We start from the raw sequence: 18,116 nt of genomic DNA, 5'->3' as shown, positions 1-18,116 counted from the left end.
TTTAATCAGCCTCTTTCTCTATAGAAACAGCTTCTTTGTAATCTGTGAAGTATCTGAAACCTGTTTTAATTATATAACCGCCTGTTATTCCATACCCCATGTAAACGATAGTATTAATCACCATTCCCACTTGTGTTAGTAAATTTGAATCCATCATAATCTCTCCTTTATGTTTGTGGTGGTAAACAATTTGTTAATCTCAAAACGACACTTAAGAAGTAAGCCATCCATAGTGGAATAATGAACTTTGTATATTTGTTTCTTCCTATAATGAATGTTGCGAACATAATCAATATGGCAGGTATGATAAAGAATGCTTCTCCATTGCTGATAATGAAAGTGTAAATGTCCATAAGTAATTGAGCTATAAAATCTTTAATGACTTCAAAGAATGACTTTCCATAAACCGCTTGAAAAAATCCTTCATTCCCGATCCTATTTATCAAATCCATAAAACCTCTAATATCTGAAAACATCCCATCACCAGTTGAATGTTCTGCTTTTTTGGCAATGATTTTTGTTATCACCCCTCCATGATCATTAATTAGTTGATTTACATTAATCCCATCACTGTTTAAATATTTATCTGGACTAATGAAACTGCCATCTGAATCTTTTAGACCAAAATGTAGGTGACTGCCTGTTGAATTACCAGTGTTTCCAGACAGTCCTAGAAAATCTCCCTTTTGTACATGTTGACCAACTTCCACCTTGCTATTATCGGAAAGATGACCTAAAATAATCGTTTCTCCATCATTGGTCTTAACCATAACTCCCTTCCCAATGTTGGAATTTCCATAATCTACCACCTTTGAAATGATTCCATCAGTAGGACTAAAAATCTTAGTACCAGTGTTCATTACTAAGTCTATGCCACTATGAGGTGTTAAATGAACATTATCTGTTGCACCAAAAGAACTTGAAACTTCGAAAAAATCATTTCCATTAAGTTTTACCTTCATAATTTATCACCTAACTATGAAAAGTCATTGGTTTATTTTGGAGGTCATTAAACATGGTGTTTCCAATCTGATCAATCAACTCTACTCCCCAAGGAATTAACCAGAATACAAGATACCATTTTCCATATGTTACCAATGCACCAAATCCTGTTCCCTCATCCCGACCACCACGTTTTTCTTGATAAAATGCTTGAGCTATCTTAACTGCACAAAATACTTTTGCAATATCTAACATCCAAGGGAAGATATAAGTCAAAAATGCATCCCAGAAAACCCCAGAGCCTCCTAATTGTGTAGCCGTAGCTATTAATGGTAATGGCATAAAAGAAAACTGAGCTAATGAAAGTTTCTTACCTTTGTTTTTTATTGCTTCTTTAATTATTGGGATATCAACCTTGCTTCTTGTAGAGAGAGGTAAATGATTTCTCATCTTCTCTAATATGTTTTCTCCCACTAAGGTTAATTCACCATTACACCTCTTAAATGTCAATGTGGTTTGTGCCACTTCCGAACACCCCTTTATATTAATAAAGTCTGCAAAATAACGATTTGGCTGACCTGTTGGCAAATATGACTCTTTGACCTTTGACAGTGTTCAAATTATTAATTGAACACCCTCTTGAACACTTTATAAATTTAGAAAAGCGTCATTGATCTCGAATGGATTGCTTGATTCTCTAAGAATCATTATTGTAGTCACTAAAATCAAAATATAGGTTAAAGAGAACAAAATAACGTGTTTTTTTTGAATTTTTCCATTTTTTTCATTGTTTTTGCTTAAAAAATCGCTAAAATTGATGATTTCCATGATTTTTCTCCCTTTTTAATGTTCTTTTAAAGACTTTTAAACTTTTTAACTTAATGTAATCATATGCCCATAACCTTTTAAAGTTTCCTAAAACCTACAAGAAATTGCCTAAATCTTTTTTCTCCTTATTCTTTTTGTTGAAATTTTGGGGTACAGATGGGTTATTTGTATTTTCCGCACCAAATCTCAAAGCTAACAATTCTTTTGCCAAACCACTGAAAGATGCAGAAGCCATTAAAGCATTTTTTAATAAATTCATTTGTCTAGGGCAATTTTTATTGAAACTTACACCTTGAGTGAGATAATTCCCCTTTGTTCTCTCAGTCATTTGTTTAATCATTTCATTGACTTCGTTCTCAGACCTATTCCATGTCATAAACTACACATCCTAAATAATACATACCTAAAGCATTTGCCATTTTTGGATTATTCAAGACTACTGTATTAGGGAAATACCTACATATCTTAGAAACCAATGAATCATCTAAAGCCCCACCACCAAGTAAATACACATCGTCTTCTTGACTCCATTTAGATAGTAGTCTTCCACATATATAATCTGCTAAAGAATTTTGATCATAGTTATCATCCAATGCTTCTAATCCTTTACCTTTAAATGTTCCACTTTCGGAATCAATAAATCTTGTAACCCCTTCTTCATGAACTGTTGTAGCATAACCAATTGTTCTTGAACCAAGATCAATAAATCTGTTTTTCCCATTTCTTTCCTCAATCCAGAAAGCTACTGCTGTCTCTGGTGCAACCTTTACATCTATAATATTGAACTTCTTAGTTTTTCCATTAACAGTAATCACATGTTCACCAATTAGTCTTTCGATCCTTCCTTGTTTTTCTTCATCATTATGCATAGCTATCGGAACAGAAGTGACTATATAATTATTTAAATACCCATACTGATGAATAGATACAAGAATGGATAAATCAAAGAATAAATTCTGCTTTGAATCCGTATGCATCTGTAAAGGATACAAGCAATCATATTTAGCCAGAGTACCCATAACGTACTTTTCTCCCTTATACTCCACAATAAAATCGTACTTACCATTTGTTTCAGTCAGTGTTCTTTTCCCATATAAACCTTTTACAGATGGAAATGACTCTTGTTGAGTTCTGGTAATTACGCAAGTTGAACTTCCACCATCGTCAATTGAAATGACTCCACTTGAAATCATCATTTTAATACCCCTTTCAAACCCTTTTAAATGTTAGGCTATATCCCATCATATGTTTAAAACACTTTTATGATACCTTTAAATTTGCATTGACAAGTACAATAAATAATGATAAGATAAAAATTGCTTAGTTGTCATAGTTCTATTTGACAAACGTAACATATAATGATATAATAAATTTAAGTTAGAAGTATGTTCTACATACTGAAAAGGAGTTTGATTTATGTATGGAGGTTAGGATTAGACCTACTCGTACATTATTCTTTTCCGAAGAAAACTTTTTTGGAATCTATGGGGCAGAAGTTCATAATGATGACCTTAATAAAGGTGTAAAATTAAACAGATATGACAATATCTCCATTAAAGGTGTTATGCCAAAATTGAATCATGGTGAAGAATATGTAGTCGTATTGAAAGAAGAAGAAAATTCTAAATATGAAGGTAGTTACGTTGTAGAAAGTATTCGTCAAGATAAACCAACTTCCATAGAGGATCAGAGGGCTTTTCTAGAAGCAATTCTCACCCCTTTGCAAGTAGAAAACATTTTCAATGTTTATGATGAAGGGCAAGACATTGTTTCTATGATTGAGAACAATGAATTTGATTTTATGGCAGTTAAAGGACTAGGAGAAAAATCCTTCGTAAAATTAAGAGACAAAGTAATGGAAAATGTGGATATGAGTGAAGTATTAGCATTCTTATCTAAATATGGAATCAAGTACAATATGATTTCCAAACTGGTCAAGGAATACAAAAATCCACAAATTGTTATTCAGAAGATTGAAGAGAATCCATACATTCTCACAGAAGTTAAAGGTGTAGGATTTGTAAAAGCAGATGAGATTGCAAAAGCTGTAGGATATGATCTCGAATCGCCACACCGTTTAGATTCATGTTTCCAGTACATAGTTGGTGAAGAGAACAGTAATGGTCATTCTTGGATAGGTTATAAACAACTTTTAAACAAAGCAATTGACCTTTTAAACATCAATAAAAGTTTAATTGAAGACAGACTAGATGGTAAAGCTGTAGACCTCATCAGAGACAATAACAGATATACTACAAAACGTGTTTACAAAGCAGAAGAATTTGTAGCCATGAAAATGACTCAATTTAAAACACAGTCTACAAAGCTATTTGAAGATGAGGAAATTGATACATTCTTACAGGAATATTGTGCAGAACACGAAGTAGAACTTGAAGAAAATCAGCGTAAGTTTTTTTATGATTGGAATGAAAATAATATCCTCATGCTAGTTGGTGGTGGAGGAATGGGAAAAAGTTGGCTTCAAAGAATCCTTCTTGAACTCATTGATAAGAAAAATCTTAGAACTGCCCTCCTTGCCCCGACAGGTAAGGCATCAAAAGTAATGCAGGGGTATACTGGTAGACATGCAAGTACCATACATAGAAAAGCAGGAGTGTATGATTCAGATGAAGAAGGTAAGGGAGAAATTTGGGAAGATTGTATTATCATAGATGAAAGTTCTATGTGTGATATCTTTATTCTTCAAAACTTCTTCTTGGCTTTAGTGAATACGAATGCAAGAATCTTATTTGTTGGAGATGATTTCCAACTTCCTTCTGTTGGTGTAGGGAACTTCCTATATGACATTATTCATAGTCAACACATTAAAGTGTCAAAATTGAAAAAGGTTTTCCGACAAGCTGATGGTGGAATCCTCAATGTAGCAACTGATGTAAGAGAAGGTAAGAAATTCTTGAATGATACAGATGATGGTCGTATCCAATTTGGAAGAGATTGTGTCTTTTGGCTAACAGATCAAGATTATGTATCTGATGGTATCTATGTAAACTATAAAAATGTACTTAAGAAATTTGACCAAGATGATGTGGTTATTCTATCCCCAACAAAAAAAGGTAAGTTAGGTACAGTAGAAATCAATAAAGAAGTACAAAAAATTGCTAATCCTTCTTCACCTCATAAGAAAGAAAAAGCATTTGGTCGTGATAACCAGATTATTTTTCGAGTTGGTGATTCAGTAATGAACACTGTTAATACATATGATATTGATACAACAGAAGGTGGTATTGCCAATGTTTATAATGGTGATACTGGTAAAATCGTTGATATAGATGAAAAAGAAAAATTTATAATTGTAAACTTTGAAGGAATCGAAGTTAAGATGAAATTCGAACAAGTGTTACAAACCTTGCTTCATTCTTGGGCAATGACCATTCATAAATCACAAGGTAGCCAATTCAGAGTTGTAATTCTTGTATTAGATAAATCCATGAAGTATCAATTAAATGCGAATTTAATCTATACTGGTATTTCACGTGCTAAAGATTATATGTTAGGTCTTGGGCAAGCAGAAGCCATTAATCATGGAATTAGTAAATTTGCCAATATGGAACGTAGGAGTTTCCTACAAGAGTTTTTAAATGTTTATAATGGTGAATTTGAATTTGATAAATAAATTTCTTAATGTTGACAAGCGCAACATATAATGGTAATATAGATTTAATTAGGGGAGTATTAAACTTCCCTACAAATACAACAAATAATAAAAATTGGATGGTGTTATTAAAATGAATAAACTAAAAGCGTTGTTTACAAAATTACTTTTCTGGAAAGTTGCTGACCTAGATAATGATGGAAAAATTGAAACTCTGCAAGAAGAAGTAAAAGGACTATTGTTTCAATTCAGCTTTATGAGTGATCAACTTAATGAAGTAAATGACCAATTAGATAAAGTAGTTGCAGAAGAGGAAGAAGTTCTTCGTGTAGCACAAAAACGTATTGAAAAAGTAAAACAAGAAAAAGAAGCCAATCAAAAAGTACAAGAGAAACTAAAAGACTTTATTGTTTAATTTTTAGATTACATACAGGGAGGATAACACCTCCCTTTTAAAGAAAGGATTTTTAAAATGTTGAGCAAAGGTAAAGTTTTTATTAACAATGAAATGCTTCACAAATTATTTAATCTGCCAGAAGATGTAGAAATTGTTTCTGTCCATCAAGCACAAGATGGATTTGAATTTGTAATTATGAGTAAGGAAAGTGTTGAAGGACTAACCACTGAAACCAATGTTGTTGAGAATCTTCGTAGGGTACGAGTACCAATGAAAGTTGACATTTCAGAAATGGTATCTGATCTACCAGTTACAGTTTACAATCACACTACAGTAGAACATGATCAGAAATTACATAAGAGTATTGCAAAAGAAGTAGCTAAAGAAATCCTATATAACCTTGAGAGAGAACAAAGACTGAAAAAGGCTTTTAATCATAAGTAGGTTTTACAATGTGGGAAATGATTACATTTGTAGTTTTGTCAGCAGTTGTTTATTGGGGCATTATGATTTATGTCATTGCAAAATTAGTTAAAACATGGATGAGAGACTAGGAAAGAAGGAAACATAATGTTGGAATTTTTATCGCTACTCATTGGATATTATTTATTTGCAGTAGTTAGCGCATATACATATGGTGTTTATAAAACTTGGGAAATGTTAGGGATTTTAAATTTCAAATTTAAAGATGGATGTATCGGGATTGTAAAATTTCCAAAATTATTATCCTTCTGGAATCTCTTTAAGAAAGGTGCTAAATAAATGAGCCGTAATAATGTAAAAGTAGATACAGTAGTATTAATGAATGAAAAAACATTAAAAGCACTAGAGGAACAAATTATTGTTGGTGCTTCAAATTGTGATGATCCATTTGGGTATATTATGTATTATCAAAAAATGGAATTTGAAATCGACAATAGTATCTCTGATGGATATATAGAAAAATGGGATAAAGATAAGTATGAACTTTACAAAGGAAAGCATGGATTATAATGAATGTCTGGGAAAGAGTCTTAGATGATATCACTTTTGATTATATGGTTGAAAAAACTAGAGATTCAAAAAAATCTATAGATGTTTTCTTTAATTTAGTCCGAACAAACCATAATGATTTTTTGTTTGTTGCTAATATTGTTGATTGGAAAGACCTCAATCAAATGGAAAAATCCAGAAATGGTATTAGTCGTATGGGTAAGTACAATATGAATAAATACATTATCCTTATGGATTATCTTTCTGACAGAGTGGAGAAGTACGGATTATGAGTGAAAACATTACGAGCGAAAACGGCATTATTGAGAGTCAAGATTTCAGTACAGCATTGCAAGCTTTAAAATTAGGGAAAAAAATTAAACGTAGTCATTGGAAGGGTTATTGGTTTATTCCAAAGCATACAGCTATTTTAATGGATACGGCTGTAAGTGCCAATGGTGAATTGCAAGTAGATAAAGCAGTATTAATGAATGAAATGATTGTAGCTGTACTAAAAGATAATGGAGGACTTGTTCCTGCAAGCCCTTATCAAGAAGATATCTTGGCAAATGATTGGATTATATTCTAATAAAAGGAAGTTGTTTAATGTTATACATAATTGATGCAGAAAGAGAAAGAGTAGTCATTCATCGAGTAGATACTTTAAATGGTACTTACTTACCTCCAAGAATTGTTAATTATAGGCAGAGAAGTCACCTATTTGGTTTACTTGATTCTATTAGAAGAGATCAACCAGACCAAATCATCTTTGACCGAGTAGGTTTAGGAATTTATTTGTTTGAAGAATTTGCAAGAGAAGTTCAATATAATGCTACTCTTGGGTTTGATGTGGATGAATGTGGTTTGATTACATATGAAAAATAATAAACTAAATGAGAGCCATAACCATAGTAAGATGTGGGATAGGCTCTTAACTATCCATGCCTTTGTATATATGAAAAATATAAAGGTTGATGGAGAAACTGTTGAAGATGAAGAGTCTATTGTTAATTTGTTTAAGTACCTTCGAGAAAAAATTGATTATAAGTATATAGTGGTTCTGGCAACTAAATGGAGTAAGTATGATGAATTGAAAATGGTTAATGTTGCTATTCAGATTGTAGGGGTATTACATGCAAGTCGTTTTTGTATGTTAATGGATTTCTTAGCAAACAGATTCAAAAAAGGAGAATTATTATGAAGCTAGTGGATAGAGAAGAATTTAAAGTTAGTTTTTTAATTAAGGTAGGAAATTTATATGTCAAGTCTATGAGAGGCGGTACAATTAGAACTTTAGAACTAACCGATTCAAAAGACTTAGCAAGTGATTTTGATAATCGTCATTTCAAAACAGATGAAGAATGTTGTAAATGGGAAGATACTTTCGTAGTAAGGCAAGCAGATAAATTAAAAGAAGCAGGGTTTAATGTTTCTATTGTTAAAGTTGAAACCAAAACTGTGCAAACCAGTGAGGTAGTAGAGTAATGGAAAATATGAAGTTTGGTTGGAATACTGTATTTGATGTTAAATTGTCAGAAGATACTGGTGAAGGATTTACACTGGTACATAATCTTGATTCTCTTTACAAAGTAAATATCTATAGTAGTCCAGAAATGGAAGAGAACTATTTAGAACTTACAGATAGTTTTATTGATATTGCATTGATGGAAGATGTGTTAAATGGCAAATATAAGAATCGTGCATTAAGATTAGAAGCTGAAACAATTGTACGTGATTCGGATGGTAATGATTATGTTTGTACCTATAATATCTCAGAATTGTATTTGAGTCAGTATTCAGTCTTGAGTAAGAATCTTAATGACAAGAATGATAGTCTTGGAAGATCAAAACTTGAATTTACTTTCCCAACGAAAGTAAACAGCTTTGATAATGTACGCTTGACTGTGAAAGAAAAGGTTGAAAAAACATCTTGTACTTATGGTGTTAATGGAACATGTCTTTGCAATAGAGTTAAGTGTGGTTTCAATTGCACTTGGTTTGATTCTAAAAAGGATACTGAATCATAATGGGAGATCGTCTGGTTGTTCATTTGAAGAAGGTTAATATCCTAGATGAAGATTGTGTTGAACTGAGAGATGTGAATGATAACATTATCATGGGTGGTTGTATTTTTCTTGGTGCGCTTGATAAGATTGATGGATTCATTGAAGGTCTTAAATTCTCTGGATATGATGTAGTGCTTGAATCAGTTGTTGGAAGATTAAGTACGGAAGAAGAAGTTTAAATTTCCATATATAATACGCTCTATAAAGGGCATTTAAGTTACATAGATAAATAGGTAAAATGATACCCCCTATATAACATACGGTATAATGCTGTCTGTTAAGGGGTTTTTCTTTTTGTTGAAAGCATACCCCCTGTCTATAGAGGTGTTTTTGGAGTATAGAAAAGAGTGTTTATAGAGAGGACTTTATCGTGGAAAAAATGTGGACATAATTGAGGGAAATTGGGTTTTGTGAAAATTGTTTTCATTTTAAGAGGATTTTAGTGAAAGAAAGTTTTATTTTTGGGAATAAATGGTAGTTGTTGAAAATGTGGACTGAGTGTGGGGTTTGTATTGCTTATGGGTTTCAGCGGAAAAGGGAACATCCGTTTGGTCATAAGTGACCCCATAATAACCATTATGTACTATTTACATCAGAGCTACCCTGTTTTATTGATATTACTTGCCATGAATTTATTCCCTGTATCATTGTAAATTATTTCCATCCCTGTGCAATTTATTTTCATCCCTGTGACCATAAAAAAACATTTTTTTTATACATGAGAAATGAGAAAATACTTTTCACGCTTTACATATCTTAACAAAGCGGAGGGTTGTGACTATACAAAAAAAACAAAAAACCTCACTTCGTTCGATTTTTTATCCTAATCAAATATACCTATTCCATTCTATCCATTTCATTCCATACCCAAACCAAACCACACATTCCATCCATCTACACATTCCACACATTCCATCCAAATAAAAAAGCACAAATAAAAGAGCAGTCTATAATAGACCACTCACAGCTAATTCTATATAGTCACCATAATGATTATACCCTTTACAGTATGGTAATACCTTTATCTTCTTATTGACTCTTATAGTCTCATCTATTACTTTGTGAACATTCTCTGTTATCTTCTTATTACCATCACACATAGGACATACTACACTTATACTATCATTCATTCTATTACTATAACCATCATATACACCAACACCATTACATAGGATACATTCATATGATACTATACTATCAATAGACTCATGTATTACTATATCATCATGTACTACTATCTCATATGATCCATTACTATTGAGTCTTACCATATCATTACCTTTTACATGTTCGTTACTCATTACATTAATACTCTCAAGCTGTTTAATACAATCATCTAACATAGATACAGTTGTATTACTACCATGATAGGATACAGCTATCATATAATCATTACCATTCAATGTAATATGTCTCATCATAGCATAACCATACAAAGCACCATCCATATTATCCAAATCCTCCAAGCTCTCATGTAACATAGCTATATACAATCTATCATCATGTAAGCATCCTGCTAACTCCAATGAACACTCTTTATTATCTAACAAGTATTCACTTCTCTTGATATCCTCAATTAAGTTATAGTTACAACCTACGATAAACTGAGGGGAAGAGCTAATTGTTAAAAACATTTCTTTCCTTTCCTTTTCTTGTTTCATGTAATGATTAATCAATTCCTTTTTAAACCCTGCTTTCTTTAATGCCTTTTCAATCGTTACCCTTTTACCTTTGTATTTCATGTATCCACTTTCCCACTCTTCTAACGATGGACTATTAAAAGCACATACAGCACACTTACAGCCTTCTTTCCTTCTCCTTTCTATATCCCTTATTTGTTCTTGTCTTTCCTCTGAGCTTATGTCCTTTACTTGATACAATGCATAAGAGTGTTTACTTTCTTCAAATAGTTCCCTCTTTAAGTGTTGTTTACATTCATTGATCATATCAATAAGATTGTAATAATTATTCATTCTACTATAATCATATTGATATGAATATTCATATTCATTATTTATCCTATTATTATAAATCATTTGAGCATCTATAATCTTTGTTTCATCAAACATATTAAGTATTTCCTGAGCTTTCCTAAAGTCTTGTTTTATATTGTTGTGATACATACTAACACCATTATCTAATGTTTTAATTAATTCCATCTATACATTATCCTTTCTATAATACAATTATTATTGCAGATATTCAGCAGGAGTATAAAACAATTTACTAGCCTTTAAATAATCATCCTTGCTTATTTTCCTACATTCCTTTAAATATTCTCTATCTGTTCCAAAATGTGATTCTTGTGGGCAATAACCTGTTAATTCTTTTGTATGACTCCATTTTTCATTTATGATTACCATTACCGAATAACTATTCAATTCCTTATCATCTTTATGAACAAAGTAACCTAAAACATTTACAGTTTCATTTTTTTTATCCATTAGTATATTTCCCCACTTTCTAAAAATTCTAATTCCATTTCTTGAGCATATCTAAAATTATCATTATCATTTAAAATGTTATCCCCTTCATATTTCAAAATCTTATTTAATGTTTTTTCAATGGCATCGGGAATTAAAACATGTAAGTTATTATAATTAATATCTCCATTTGAAAGCTGTTCAATTTGATCAAAAAAGTCTGCATCATAGCATACACCAGTAAACGGACAAGAACCATCTTTTCCACTCTGTAAATTATCTTTCAACCATTGCACCAAGTTATTTTTTTCGCTGTTTTCTAATTCCATGTAATCGTCAATATTCACTGTGATATGAGAAGTGGAAAACAAATCATAATTGTAGTTCATAATTTCCATATAAAATTTTTCCGCCACAGCTTCTAATGTATCCATCATTTCGCTAGAATAGTGATCCATGAATGATTGAACTCTCCTTTCACTTATATTTTGTAAAGCATTTTCAAAACCTTGTTTGTTTTCCTTTTTTAATTCATCAATTGTATAAATTTTAGTTTGAATTGTACGCATTTTTATCATTTCCTTTCTTTTCTCTTAATTTATTATATGAAGGTAAGGGGAATAATATTCCCCTTTTTATTTAAATAATTTCAACCATTCTGGTTCATTATTATTTAATTCATCTAACATCATCTGACATTTAGTAATATTGTGAATATACCATAATCTTTCATTGTCATCATAAGTTTTTAATAAAGTTTCTTGATAATATTTTTTTGCCTTCTCTAAATCGTTTTCGCTCCATTCATTCATATTAGTTACATTTTCAAAGTTTACTTCTACCATTTTACATTCCTCCATTTTTTTAGGGAATTTAATTCCCTTTCCTTAATTCTATTATATGATATTTAATGGCATTTATGAAGGGTAAAAAGAACTATTTATTAATTATTTGCAAAATAATTTTCTTGATACCAAGCCGGGTACTCATCTTTATTTTTGAATTGTGTATAATATTTTGAACTATTATAATATGGACAAGTTGAGCGAATTTTTACATATTTCATGTCATCCCTATTGTTTGCATTTTCTTCAACAATACGAGCTTCTTTCAATGATTCACATTCAAATACTAGTTTATTGATTTTTCCCTCTGCCATTCCCCACCCACTCATAAAATTATCTGTCATAGTTACATAATATTTTTCACTCATTTTGCATTCTCCTTTTTTCTTCTTATTTTATTATATGCATTTAGGGGAAAATAATTCCCCTTTTTATTAAATTATTTTAGTCCGTATGTTTCAGTATTTTCATGAAGATATTTCATATTTTCTGATTTTTGTTTTTTATTCATTTTTTGCTCAACTATCATTGAGTTTTTATATCCAAATTCATTACGTCTGATATCTCTAGCAAGCTCCATAGCTTCATTTTTATTGATGTTTGTATCTCTGCTTTCTTCCTCACCTTCTACGCTTACAGACCATTTATAACCAGTTTCAAAGAATACTGAAATAACGATTTTTTTTGTTTCTTTTTCCCTTCTAATTAGTTCATTTTCTACATCAATTGCATTTTCTCTAAAATTATCGCATTTTGTAGAAAAATATAATTCTTTCCATTCAGTGAGCAATTCATTTAATTCCTTGTTATTCATTTCTTTAAGTGTTTTCATTTTTTACCCTCCATATTAGGGAATTTAATTCCCTTTGTTGTTACTCTTATTATATGCTTATTTATTGTATTTATGAAGGGTAAAAAGAACTATTTTTAATTATTCTCCATAGTATTTTTTAACCGTTTTAAATGCATTTTCCAATGTTTGTTCTAATTGAAATGTTGAAAAGACATAACCGCCACCGAACCATTTTGCACGATATTTCGTTAAACCGGGAATTTTTCCGTAGTCATCTAAATCAATATCAAGAGCTAGAAAATGAATTACATACCTTGGTGTGCCGTCTGATGCATGATCCACCTTGAAATACTCAATATCTTCTCCATTTATTCTAATAACATTTTTTTGATAATTCATTTATAATCACTCCTATTTTTTATTTTTATTTGTTAATATGATAATGAATTGTAAATTTCTTGTGTTTCATAACGTATAATTAATATATCATTTTCATATCCATTATACATCGGACCTAAAAATCCTTGTATTTTCGGTTCCCCTTGCAGTTCCTTTCTATTACTTTGATTTTTATTGAAACCAACAATATTAAATTTTTCGTTTAACTCACTATAGGAATAATATTCAGTTTTAAAACCTGCCTCATCTTTAAAATTGACTTGATATTTTACTTTCATTCCATCCACTCCTTATATTATATTTTATGAATAAAAGGGGAATTTTATTCCCCTTTTATTAGAAGTTTTTTGTAAATGTAACACTTATTCCATTACTAGCCGTAAAAATGTTATGTTCTTGTCTATGCTCTTCCTTTACTTCTTTTTCAATTGAAGTAGGAATAAGAGCTTTCCCTTTTAAAAATAAAAGTGATTCTTTTACTTTCTCTTCCCCTTCAAATTTTACTTGATCACCGTTATCATTAATAAAAATATAAGAGCTTTCCCGGCATTCTTGGGTAAAAAATACTTCTCTTAAAATATCCATTTTTATCATCCTTTCAATTTTGGGGAATTTTATTCCCTTTCCTTATCTTTATAATACTATGTATTCTTATAAATGGAAACCCTCAAAATCAGGCATATAAAGCGGTTTTTACGGTTTTAACCGCTTTATACTTTCATTTACTCTGTTTTACTTACAATTTTATTATTTTATAATTATTTGTTGTTTTTGAAAGTCAACCATTATTTAAAAATGTAATCCCCATGGTTAACCAAGAATTTTTTTAAACATGTCACTATTTTGAAATTCATTTGCAATTGAAACTCTTTCATACTCTGTTAAACTCCCCATTGCAACGTTAGTGATTCCTAAGCCAAAGTGGACATTGTATTGAAATTCTATTCCATCAACTTCTCCAAAAATGCTTGCAACCCCATCATTATCTAATGTTGATTTTTTATAATTAATAACCATTTTTCATCCTCCTAAGTAGTGAATAAATTAAGTATATACCAATATTGACAGTGTTTTAGTAAGCTTTTTCAATTTTATCATTCTCCTTTATTGAATTTTAAGATACCTCTTTTATTATTCCTTTTTTCAAATTTTCATTAAATTTATTAATTGAATAGCTTTTTAAACTCTTATCTCCATATTGTAATACTAGGTGACCCATAAAAACAGGTAATACGATTTCCCCATCTGGCATTATATATTTTTTTCCGTTTCCTATCTCAATCATTTTGCATTCTCCTTTTATTAGGGGAATTTTATTCCCTTTTCTTATTCCTATTATATGAGCTTTTCAATGTTTTGAGAAGAGACTTTTTACCTATTTTTCATTCCAATATTTTTGTGGTAATTCAATGGATTTAAAAGTATATCCTACTCCATAAGCTAACCTATATTCATTAGTTAGATAATTTTTCTCTTCCCTATCCTTGGCATAGTCACAATGCTCATAAGCTCTGTCATAAGGGGTTTTAACTAAAATTTGATATCTGTAACCCTGTTCGGGTGAATATGCTTGTGGGTAACTCATTTTATCATTCTCCTTTAAAATAATTTATTTTGGTAGTAATGCAATGCATTCCCCGGTTTGAATATAATAAGCACGTTGTACAAATGCGAAAATATAATCGTTTTTTCCCTCCATATAGTCTCTAGCAGACTCTTTTTCCATTTCAATATATTTTTTAATATTATTTACATATACTTTTCCGCTTTTAACCTCTTCAATACATGCCATACAATTATTATGAAACCATTTTCTCGTTTTTTGTATTGTTTCATCTGTTAATTCTACACCGTTAAATTTTAGCATTTTATCATTCTCCTTTTTTGGTTAAAATCAATATTTTAACCAATATTTATAATGTGGTAAAAGACACCGTTAATTTCCACATAGTAACCACTTTCATCTTTTTCAACCATTTCATAATCATCAGCTAATTTGCTATTGTCTAACCAATAAGTAATTGCCTTTATTTCACTATCAGTCCTCATGAGTATTTCATCAATTTCATTTCCATTTTTATATATTTTAAAAGTATTCATATTATCATTTCCTTTCTTGTATAAATTTAGACTTTTATTTAATTATTCAAAGTATCCACTATCTGAACATGTATCCCAATCATCGGGGTAAACCTCATCTATATTCATTCCTATATGTTCAAAAAACGCTTCAACATCTGTATCAATTTGTAAATATATATCTGATTCCAAGTTATTGCATGGATTTTCTATTTCACCTTTCCAAATTGAAACATGACCAAATCTATTATAATGCCATGTGATCATTTTTATCATTCTCCTTTTATTAGGGGAATTTGATTCCCCTTTCTTATTATCATTATATGCTATTCAAAATCATTTTAGAAGTGACTTTTTACCTATTTTTACTTTTATTTTTATTAATTTTATAAATTGTATTTATAGCGTCTTGCTCTGCATCTGATAACGTTCTTTTAATATCTCTTAATTGAGTTAAAACCTTTTCATTCCCACACCAGAAACCGGACTCAAGTTCATTATTTACAGCGTTTTTAATCATGTCAGAGCGTTTTTTCAATCTATCGAAATCCTTTTCAGTTTTGATTTGATAACAAGCGTAGTTTCCCAAATTATCTGCCATAAATTGCAATTGATCAAAGCTTTCTTTGTTTTTTATCATTTTTACCATTCCCCTTTATTTCTTTTATCTGCATCGTTTTGCGCTTCATTTTCATTAGCATATGAACTGTAAGCACGTTCACCCTTTGTATTAAATACACAATAACTATTTGTATTTTCATCAAAATCTACATAATATTCATGTTTCATTTTTTATCCTCCTTTTTTCTTCTTAATTTATTATATGTGTTAAGGGGAAAATAATTCCCCTTAAGTTAAAATAAATCATTATTTGTTTTGACTTGGAAATCAGCGATTAACCATTCAATTTTATTAATTTGAGCAGGGGTTACATGTTCTCCATTAACCCACTTTCTAAAATATTTTAAAGCTTCTTTATTTCTTTTCAATTCTTGCTCTTTATAATTTTTCATATCCATTTTTCATCCTCCTTTTATTTTCCGCTTTCTTTAACTGTTTTTATTGTAACATGGTCGCTTGTAAAGCGAAAACATCAAAAACAGCCGTTTACAATGTTTTTTACATGTTTATATCTGATTTGCTTCATTATCCTTTGATTTCCTTATATTTTCATTTTTTTATTTGTTATTTTTGCGCTTATATAATAGGAAGAAACAAGGATTTTTTTATAATTGAAAAGAGGATAAAACCAGAAAACATAAGGGGAAACGTCTGTTTTGAAACTTGATCAAATGTATGTAAAACTGAGAGAATTAAGAAAAAACATTTCATCAAAACATATGATTAATGAAAAACATTTTACTTTAAATGAGAATATATTGAGAATGAGAAAATTCAAATCTTAACCCATATCCGTTTCCCATAAAGTTATTACACATTCTTTGATTTGATGAGATTCCTGTATACTATTAACAGCCGACCCTAATTATTGCTAATATATACTATTAACAGAACTTCACATTTATTGCTAAGTATATACTGTATTAACAGCAAGCCTAAATTATTGCTAAAAATTATTTTTTGGTTTTGCCATATACTGTATTAACAGCCGACCCCAATTATTGCTAAAATATTGATCAGTATGTTTGGATTTTGTGTCGTTTTAGAATTTCTTTGTCGAACAAAATCTCTTTACAAATACAACTGTTAATGATATATTGTTATTTAATATTATCTAATCTTATTTCTACATCATTGATGATAAAGTATCGAAAATAATCATCTATGGTATCACATATATTGCTGATTGGATACTTTCACATGTATATAATCAGATTAGATTTTTAAATAGCAATGAAGGGATGAGATTTATGTTTGGGATTGAGTATGAGGACAAATGTGGTAAAAGATATTCGAGTGAGTACATATTCAATAGTTATGATGAAGCTGTAAATTTTTTAGTTAAAGGTGGATTCAACATGGTACATTACGCTATTTTCGATAAAGTAAATGATGGATGGCTTGATTACCAGAGAGCATTTGTTAGCAAGAAAATGATTTATGTAGATAGCGTTTCAAAAATAGGTTTTTAATAGTATTAATTACCTGCTGTTATCTTAGATGGTATGGCATATTAGAAGCAAACAATCTTATCCTTACTGATACTCTAAATCTTCATCAGCATGGTTAGTTTCATCTATATTAGGTGTTGGTGTTGGATAAGGATGTTGATGAAGGATGTTGGGTTGGTATGTAAGGTGATGATTAGGTTATTAGAAAAAAATATTTAAAACTTCTTTAAAACATGTATCAAGTGCAATGAATAATCATATGATGAGTTAAGAAGTGAAAAGGAGATTGATTCATATGGATAATTTAAAACAACTAAAACGATTGATTTATAAGGTTGATAAGCAATTGGAGCGCAATAACCATAAGAGAGCAGAGCAATTGTTTCTAGAGGCTTGGGAATATAAGTGTGATCTAGGTGAAGAAATTTTAATTGAAATGGATTACTCATTAATGGCTAAAATCTATAATTATCGCTCTTACTTCAATCCTCCTATAACAGACACAACTAGTCGTGCATATGGATATTATGATTCAGAATACAAACAACTTGTAAAACAGGAGAGCGACTACCTTTGTTGGTAGTGTACTCTTCACTACATAATGATTGCAAACTAACAGTAAAGCAACTCATGATTTATGGATATCTAGTATGAGTCAGAGCTAACAATGATACAGTTTTACACTTA

The 18,116-nt window shown here is 30.4% G+C and carries 38 protein-coding genes; 14 read left to right on the top strand and 24 right to left on the bottom strand.

Features of this window, described 5'->3' with window-relative positions; all coding sequences use genetic code 11:
* Nucleotide 1: 1 nt before the first annotated feature.
* The 6 genes from Q7A53_RS05995 to Q7A53_RS05970 form a co-directional block, all read right to left on the bottom strand.
* Entirely contained in the window at nt 2-154 is a 153-nt protein-coding gene (locus tag Q7A53_RS05995; protein ID WP_411788225.1) for a hypothetical protein, read from the bottom strand.
* A 13-nt stretch (nt 155-167) separates the two neighbouring features.
* Nucleotides 168-962 carry a M23 family metallopeptidase gene (locus tag Q7A53_RS05990; RefSeq protein ID WP_411788224.1) on the bottom strand — a complete coding sequence of 265 codons (795 nt, stop codon included), beginning with the start codon at nt 960-962 and terminating at the stop codon, nt 168-170.
* Between the two features lie 10 nt (nt 963-972).
* Complete coding sequence (locus tag Q7A53_RS05985) at nt 973-1,467, bottom strand: hypothetical protein (protein WP_411788223.1); 495 nt, start codon at nt 1,465-1,467, stop codon at nt 973-975.
* 123 nt (nt 1,468-1,590) lie between these two features.
* Nucleotides 1,591-1,770, bottom strand: coding sequence for a hypothetical protein (locus Q7A53_RS05980; protein ID WP_411788222.1), 180 nt, complete (start codon nt 1,768-1,770; stop codon nt 1,591-1,593).
* 94 nt (nt 1,771-1,864) lie between these two features.
* Nucleotides 1,865-2,146: a hypothetical protein gene (locus Q7A53_RS05975; RefSeq protein ID WP_411788221.1), complete on the bottom strand. Its 282-nt coding sequence runs from the start codon at nt 2,144-2,146 to the stop codon at nt 1,865-1,867.
* Complete coding sequence (locus Q7A53_RS05970) at nt 2,133-2,966, bottom strand: ParM/StbA family protein (RefSeq protein ID WP_411788220.1); 834 nt, start codon at nt 2,964-2,966, stop codon at nt 2,133-2,135. Before Q7A53_RS05970 ends, Q7A53_RS05975 begins: the two co-directional genes overlap by 14 nt.
* A 224-nt stretch (nt 2,967-3,190) precedes the next feature.
* Between Q7A53_RS05970 and Q7A53_RS05965 the strand changes: the two genes are divergently transcribed.
* The 12 genes from Q7A53_RS05965 to Q7A53_RS05910 all read left to right on the top strand — a co-directional run bounded on the left by Q7A53_RS05965 (nt 3,191) and on the right by Q7A53_RS05910 (nt 8,997).
* Nucleotides 3,191-5,404, top strand: coding sequence for an AAA family ATPase (locus Q7A53_RS05965; RefSeq protein ID WP_411788219.1), 2,214 nt, complete (start codon nt 3,191-3,193; stop codon nt 5,402-5,404).
* Between the two features lie 112 nt (nt 5,405-5,516).
* Nucleotides 5,517-5,798 (top strand): hypothetical protein, encoded by a 282-nt coding sequence (locus tag Q7A53_RS05960; protein WP_411788218.1) that lies wholly within the window; start codon nt 5,517-5,519, stop codon nt 5,796-5,798.
* A 57-nt stretch (nt 5,799-5,855) separates the two neighbouring features.
* Nucleotides 5,856-6,224, top strand: coding sequence for a hypothetical protein (locus Q7A53_RS05955; protein ID WP_411788217.1), 369 nt, complete (start codon nt 5,856-5,858; stop codon nt 6,222-6,224).
* A gap of 126 nt (nt 6,225-6,350) precedes the next feature.
* Entirely contained in the window at nt 6,351-6,542 is a 192-nt protein-coding gene (locus tag Q7A53_RS05950) for a hypothetical protein (protein WP_411788216.1), read from the top strand.
* On the top strand, nt 6,543-6,773 hold the full coding sequence (locus Q7A53_RS05945; RefSeq protein ID WP_411788215.1) for a hypothetical protein: 231 nt from the start codon (nt 6,543-6,545) through the stop codon (nt 6,771-6,773).
* A complete protein-coding gene (locus tag Q7A53_RS05940) occupies nt 6,773-7,045 on the top strand; it encodes a hypothetical protein (protein WP_411788214.1) in 273 nt (90 codons plus the stop codon). The genes Q7A53_RS05945 and Q7A53_RS05940 overlap by 1 nt, the downstream gene beginning before the upstream one ends.
* Entirely contained in the window at nt 7,042-7,341 is a 300-nt protein-coding gene (locus Q7A53_RS05935) for a Thoeris anti-defense Tad2 family protein (protein ID WP_411788213.1), read from the top strand. The genes Q7A53_RS05940 and Q7A53_RS05935 overlap by 4 nt, the downstream gene beginning before the upstream one ends.
* Nucleotides 7,342-7,358: 17 nt before the next feature.
* The gene (locus Q7A53_RS05930) at nt 7,359-7,637 is read left to right on the top strand and encodes a hypothetical protein (protein ID WP_411788212.1); all 279 of its coding nucleotides are present in this window, start codon (nt 7,359-7,361) and stop codon (nt 7,635-7,637) included.
* Entirely contained in the window at nt 7,627-7,953 is a 327-nt protein-coding gene (locus Q7A53_RS05925) for a hypothetical protein (protein ID WP_411788211.1), read from the top strand. Before Q7A53_RS05930 ends, Q7A53_RS05925 begins: the two co-directional genes overlap by 11 nt.
* Nucleotides 7,950-8,237 (top strand): hypothetical protein, encoded by a 288-nt coding sequence (locus Q7A53_RS05920; protein WP_411788210.1) that lies wholly within the window; start codon nt 7,950-7,952, stop codon nt 8,235-8,237. The genes Q7A53_RS05925 and Q7A53_RS05920 overlap by 4 nt, the downstream gene beginning before the upstream one ends.
* Nucleotides 8,237-8,779, top strand: a complete 543-nt coding sequence (locus Q7A53_RS05915) for a hypothetical protein (protein ID WP_411788209.1) — start codon at nt 8,237-8,239, stop codon at nt 8,777-8,779. The genes Q7A53_RS05920 and Q7A53_RS05915 overlap by 1 nt, the downstream gene beginning before the upstream one ends.
* Complete coding sequence (locus Q7A53_RS05910; RefSeq protein WP_411788208.1) at nt 8,779-8,997, top strand: hypothetical protein; 219 nt, start codon at nt 8,779-8,781, stop codon at nt 8,995-8,997. The genes Q7A53_RS05915 and Q7A53_RS05910 overlap by 1 nt, the downstream gene beginning before the upstream one ends.
* Nucleotides 8,998-9,765: 768 nt before the next feature.
* On the opposite strand, the gene Q7A53_RS05905 is transcribed toward Q7A53_RS05910, so the two are convergent.
* The 18 genes from Q7A53_RS05905 to Q7A53_RS05820 form a co-directional block, all read right to left on the bottom strand.
* Entirely contained in the window at nt 9,766-10,977 is a 1,212-nt protein-coding gene (locus Q7A53_RS05905; protein ID WP_411788207.1) for a hypothetical protein, read from the bottom strand.
* 30 nt (nt 10,978-11,007) lie between these two features.
* A complete protein-coding gene (locus Q7A53_RS05900; RefSeq protein WP_411788206.1) occupies nt 11,008-11,262 on the bottom strand; it encodes a hypothetical protein in 255 nt (84 codons plus the stop codon).
* Nucleotides 11,262-11,810, bottom strand: coding sequence for a hypothetical protein (locus tag Q7A53_RS05895; RefSeq protein WP_411788205.1), 549 nt, complete (start codon nt 11,808-11,810; stop codon nt 11,262-11,264). The genes Q7A53_RS05900 and Q7A53_RS05895 overlap by 1 nt, the downstream gene beginning before the upstream one ends.
* Before the next feature lie 66 nt (nt 11,811-11,876).
* On the bottom strand, nt 11,877-12,086 hold the full coding sequence (locus Q7A53_RS05890) for a hypothetical protein (protein ID WP_411788204.1): 210 nt from the start codon (nt 12,084-12,086) through the stop codon (nt 11,877-11,879).
* A gap of 98 nt (nt 12,087-12,184) precedes the next feature.
* A complete protein-coding gene (locus tag Q7A53_RS05885) occupies nt 12,185-12,454 on the bottom strand; it encodes a hypothetical protein (protein ID WP_411788203.1) in 270 nt (89 codons plus the stop codon).
* 71 nt (nt 12,455-12,525) lie between these two features.
* Entirely contained in the window at nt 12,526-12,918 is a 393-nt protein-coding gene (locus tag Q7A53_RS05880; RefSeq protein WP_411788202.1) for a hypothetical protein, read from the bottom strand.
* Between the two features lie 99 nt (nt 12,919-13,017).
* Nucleotides 13,018-13,278: a hypothetical protein gene (locus Q7A53_RS05875; RefSeq protein ID WP_411788201.1), complete on the bottom strand. Its 261-nt coding sequence runs from the start codon at nt 13,276-13,278 to the stop codon at nt 13,018-13,020.
* Nucleotides 13,279-13,310: 32 nt separating this feature from the next.
* Nucleotides 13,311-13,556 carry a hypothetical protein gene (locus tag Q7A53_RS05870; protein ID WP_411788200.1) on the bottom strand — a complete coding sequence of 82 codons (246 nt, stop codon included), beginning with the start codon at nt 13,554-13,556 and terminating at the stop codon, nt 13,311-13,313.
* A gap of 58 nt (nt 13,557-13,614) precedes the next feature.
* On the bottom strand, nt 13,615-13,863 hold the full coding sequence (locus tag Q7A53_RS05865) for a hypothetical protein (protein ID WP_411788199.1): 249 nt from the start codon (nt 13,861-13,863) through the stop codon (nt 13,615-13,617).
* A gap of 225 nt (nt 13,864-14,088) precedes the next feature.
* A complete protein-coding gene (locus Q7A53_RS05860) occupies nt 14,089-14,295 on the bottom strand; it encodes a hypothetical protein (RefSeq protein WP_411788198.1) in 207 nt (68 codons plus the stop codon).
* Nucleotides 14,296-14,392: 97 nt separating this feature from the next.
* On the bottom strand, nt 14,393-14,563 hold the full coding sequence (locus Q7A53_RS05855) for a hypothetical protein (RefSeq protein ID WP_411788197.1): 171 nt from the start codon (nt 14,561-14,563) through the stop codon (nt 14,393-14,395).
* Nucleotides 14,564-14,653: 90 nt separating this feature from the next.
* Nucleotides 14,654-14,863 (bottom strand): hypothetical protein, encoded by a 210-nt coding sequence (locus tag Q7A53_RS05850; protein ID WP_411788196.1) that lies wholly within the window; start codon nt 14,861-14,863, stop codon nt 14,654-14,656.
* Nucleotides 14,864-14,887: 24 nt separating this feature from the next.
* Nucleotides 14,888-15,145: a hypothetical protein gene (locus tag Q7A53_RS05845; protein WP_411788195.1), complete on the bottom strand. Its 258-nt coding sequence runs from the start codon at nt 15,143-15,145 to the stop codon at nt 14,888-14,890.
* 35 nt (nt 15,146-15,180) lie between these two features.
* Entirely contained in the window at nt 15,181-15,378 is a 198-nt protein-coding gene (locus Q7A53_RS05840; RefSeq protein WP_411788194.1) for a hypothetical protein, read from the bottom strand.
* Nucleotides 15,379-15,420: 42 nt separating this feature from the next.
* On the bottom strand, nt 15,421-15,624 hold the full coding sequence (locus tag Q7A53_RS05835) for a hypothetical protein (RefSeq protein WP_411788193.1): 204 nt from the start codon (nt 15,622-15,624) through the stop codon (nt 15,421-15,423).
* An 88-nt stretch (nt 15,625-15,712) separates the two neighbouring features.
* Nucleotides 15,713-15,997 (bottom strand): hypothetical protein, encoded by a 285-nt coding sequence (locus Q7A53_RS05830; protein WP_411788192.1) that lies wholly within the window; start codon nt 15,995-15,997, stop codon nt 15,713-15,715.
* A gap of 2 nt (nt 15,998-15,999) precedes the next feature.
* On the bottom strand, nt 16,000-16,146 hold the full coding sequence (locus Q7A53_RS05825; RefSeq protein WP_411788191.1) for a hypothetical protein: 147 nt from the start codon (nt 16,144-16,146) through the stop codon (nt 16,000-16,002).
* A gap of 65 nt (nt 16,147-16,211) precedes the next feature.
* The gene (locus Q7A53_RS05820) at nt 16,212-16,376 is read right to left on the bottom strand and encodes a hypothetical protein (RefSeq protein ID WP_411788190.1); all 165 of its coding nucleotides are present in this window, start codon (nt 16,374-16,376) and stop codon (nt 16,212-16,214) included.
* A gap of 852 nt (nt 16,377-17,228) precedes the next feature.
* Between Q7A53_RS05820 and Q7A53_RS05815 the strand changes: the two genes are divergently transcribed.
* Nucleotides 17,229-17,450, top strand: a complete 222-nt coding sequence (locus Q7A53_RS05815) for a hypothetical protein (RefSeq protein ID WP_411788189.1) — start codon at nt 17,229-17,231, stop codon at nt 17,448-17,450.
* A gap of 274 nt (nt 17,451-17,724) precedes the next feature.
* Complete coding sequence (locus tag Q7A53_RS05810; protein ID WP_411788188.1) at nt 17,725-18,012, top strand: hypothetical protein; 288 nt, start codon at nt 17,725-17,727, stop codon at nt 18,010-18,012.
* Nucleotides 18,013-18,116 lie beyond the last annotated feature (104 nt).

This window comes from Halobacillus rhizosphaerae (assembly GCF_046719735.1).
In the GTDB taxonomy this organism is placed as follows: domain Bacteria; phylum Bacillota; class Bacilli; order Bacillales; family Halobacillaceae; genus Halobacillus_B; species Halobacillus_B rhizosphaerae.
The sequence above is the reverse complement of the archived record's forward strand: the minus strand, read 5'-3'. Positions and strand labels throughout refer to the sequence as shown.